Below are 2,878 nucleotides of genomic sequence, written 5' to 3'. Positions count from 1 at the left end.
AGATCGGTGTCATGCCGGGCCACGAGCCGGTCCTGGGCCAGCTCGTGGAGGGCGGCGTCGTCTCCATCACGACCGCCGACGGCGAGCGCGTCGTCGCGGCCGTGCACGGCGGCTTCCTCTCGGTGACCGCCACGACGGTGACGATCCTCGCCGAGGCCGCGGAGCTGACGGAGAACATCGACGTCGAGTCCGCGCGCGCCGTGCTGAGCGAAAGCCGGGACGAGGCCGAGATCGCCGCGGCGCGGGGCCGGCTCCGGGCCGTCGAGCGGGCCTGACCGGACACGAGAAGCCGCGACGGAGCCGACGAGCAGTGTCAGTTGGAATGATTGTTCTCATCGTTCTGGTGATACTGCTCGCGGCTGCCGTCGCGGCTTTTCTCTATCGCCTCGTCACCCTGCGGGGCGGCGGCACCGCCGCGATCCTGCGGCGGCTGCCCAACGGCGCCGGCGCCGGGTGGCGGCACGGCGTCATCCGTTACGGCGAGCGCACGCTCGTCTTCTACAAGCTCTCCAGTCTGCGCCCGGGCCCGGACTCGCGGCTCGCCCGGCAGGGAGTCGAGGTGCGCAGCCGTCGCGCGCCCGAGGGCAGTGAGCACGACATCATGACCGAGGACATCGTGATCCTCGAAATCCAGGACGGCGCAAACAACTTCGAGATCGCCCTCGACAGCGGTGCACTCACCGCCTTCCTGTCCTGGCTCGAATCCCGGCCTTCGGACCGATCCCTGCGCGGCCGGCCGAACTGACGTCCGGCCGACCGGGTCCTCACGCGCCCGCGCCCGGCTTCCAGAGCACGTCACCGTCCGGGTTCGCGACACGACCGAGGATGAAGAGCAGATCCGACAGCCGGTTGAGGTACTTCGCCGGCAGCACGTTCGTATCGTCCGGGTGGGCGGCTACCGCCGCCCAGGCGGAGCGCTCCGCCCGCCGTGCCACCGTACGGGCCGTGTGCAGCAGGGCCGCCAGCGCGGTGCCGCCGGGGAGAATGAAGGAATCGAGCGGCGCCAGTTCCTCGTTGAACTCGTCGCACCAGCGCTCGAGCCGATCGATGTACCCCTGCGTGATCCGCAGCGGCGGATACTTCGGCTCCGGCACCACCGGCGTCGACAGGTCGGCTCCGGCGTCGAACAGGTCGTTCTGGATCTGGCGCAGGACCGGCACCATCCGTTCCGGTACGTCGCCCACAGCCAGCGCCACGCCGAGCGCCGCATTCGTCTCGTCGCAGTCCGCGTAGGCGATCAGTCTCGGGTCGTTCTTCGACACCCTGGAGAAGTCGCTGAGGCCCGTCGTACCGTCGTCGCCGGTGCGGGTGTAGATCCGTGTGAGATGGACAGCCATGCAGGTCACGGTACCGCTCCCGTATTCCCGCAGTGTGGTCGATAGGCTGTGGCGTTGTGAGTGATCGCTTTCTTGTCTCCGGTGGTAACCGGCTTGTCGGTGAGGTTGTCGTCGGGGGCGCCAAGAACAGCGTGCTCAAGCTGATGGCAGCCGCCCTGTTGGCGGAGGGGACGAGCGTCATCACCAACTGCCCGGACATCCTCGACGTGCCGCTGATGGCCGAGGTTCTCCGCGGACTCGGATGCGACGTGGAGCTCGAGGGTGACGAGGTACGCATCACGACCCCCGCACAGCCGAAGTACCAGGCAGACTTCGCCGCCGTCCGGCAATTCCGTGCGTCGGTGTGTGTTCTCGGACCGCTGGTGGCTCGGTGCCGCAAGGCCGTCGTCGCGCTGCCGGGCGGCGATGCGATCGGCTCACGGCCGCTCGATATGCATCAGACGGGGCTCCGCCTGCTGGGGGCGCACAGCACGATCGAGCACGGCTGTGTGGTGGCCGAGGCCGACGACCTGCACGGCAACGCGATCCGCCTGGCCTTCCCGTCGGTGGGGGCCACCGAGAACATCCTGATGGCCGCCGTTCTCGCGAACGGAGAGACCACGATCGACAACGCGGCTCGGGAGCCGGAGATCGTCGACCTGTGCACCATGCTGGTCCAGATGGGTGCCCGCATCTCCGGGGCCGGCACCTCGACGCTGACGATCACGGGCGTCTCCCGGCTCGAACCCACCACCCACCGCGTCATCGGGGATCGCATCGTCGCGGCGACGTGGGGGATCGCGGCGGCGATGACGCGCGGCGACGTCCGCGTGCGCGGCGTCAACCCGAAGCACCTGAGCCTCGTGCTCGACAAGCTCCGTGCCGCCGGCGCGGAGGTGACGCCCGAAGTGGACGGCTTTCGGGTTGTTCAGCACGACCGTCCCCGGGCGGTCAACTTCGCGACGCTGCCGTATCCCGGCTTTCCGACCGACCTCCAGCCCATGGCGATCGGGCTCGCCGCGGTCGCCGACGGCACGTCGATGATCACGGAGAACGTCTTCGAGGCGCGGTTCCGGTTCGTCGAGGAGATGATCCGGCTCGGCGCCGATGCGCGCACCGACGGGCACCATGCCGTGGTCCGCGGTGTCGAGGAGCTGTCGAGCGCGCCGGTGTGGTCGTCGGACATCCGTGCCGGTGCCGGACTGGTCCTGGCCGGGCTGTGTGCGGACGGCGTCACCGAGGTACACGACGTCTACCACATCGACCGGGGCTACCCGAGATTCGTGGAGATCATCGAGGAGCTCGGTGGCGTCATCGAGCGGGTCGACTCCGACTCCTGATGCGGTGCGCCGAAAGAGACTGTGCCCCAGTCGCTTTCGGCTAGCACCACCCGGAGGACGCCACGGCCGGGCCGAATGTGCCGCGCATCACGGTGGATGGATAGCGCGGAGGCGGGGCCGGGGGCGGCCCGCGAACTGGGAAAACAGTGCCGCATCGGAGCTTGACCAGCGGATTTGGCGCACGGTTGTTCCTCACGTAACTTATTCCAGGTCAGAGCGACA

At 68.9% G+C, this 2,878-nt stretch carries 4 protein-coding genes; 3 read left to right on the top strand and 1 reads right to left on the bottom strand.

Annotated features, from left to right (window positions below; all coding sequences use genetic code 11):
* Together CQZ88_RS04180 and CQZ88_RS04175 are read left to right on the top strand one after the other, a co-directional pair.
* Positions 1-275: F0F1 ATP synthase subunit epsilon (locus tag CQZ88_RS04180; RefSeq protein WP_258008436.1), on the top strand; the 275-nt coding region annotated here is incomplete at its 5' end.
* 47 nt (positions 276-322) lie between these two features.
* Complete coding sequence (locus CQZ88_RS04175; protein WP_037200752.1) at positions 323-745, top strand: DUF2550 domain-containing protein; 423 nt, start codon at positions 323-325, stop codon at positions 743-745.
* A gap of 19 nt (positions 746-764) precedes the next feature.
* Here CQZ88_RS04175 and CQZ88_RS04170 read toward each other — a convergent pair whose 3' ends face one another.
* The gene (locus tag CQZ88_RS04170) at positions 765-1,337 is read right to left on the bottom strand and encodes a cob(I)yrinic acid a,c-diamide adenosyltransferase (RefSeq protein WP_050036333.1); all 573 of its coding nucleotides are present in this window, start codon (positions 1,335-1,337) and stop codon (positions 765-767) included.
* Between the two features lie 56 nt (positions 1,338-1,393).
* Here CQZ88_RS04170 and murA point away from each other — a divergent pair, with 56 nt between their 5' ends.
* Complete coding sequence (gene murA / locus CQZ88_RS04165; RefSeq protein WP_102799292.1) at positions 1,394-2,656, top strand: UDP-N-acetylglucosamine 1-carboxyvinyltransferase; 1,263 nt, start codon at positions 1,394-1,396, stop codon at positions 2,654-2,656.
* Positions 2,657-2,878: the final 222 nt, after the last annotated feature.

This window comes from Rhodococcus sp. ENV425 (assembly GCF_002887785.1).
GTDB classification, from domain to species: domain Bacteria; phylum Actinomycetota; class Actinomycetes; order Mycobacteriales; family Mycobacteriaceae; genus Rhodococcus; species Rhodococcus aetherivorans.
The sequence above is the reverse complement of the archived record's forward strand: the minus strand, read 5'-3'. Positions and strand labels throughout refer to the sequence as shown.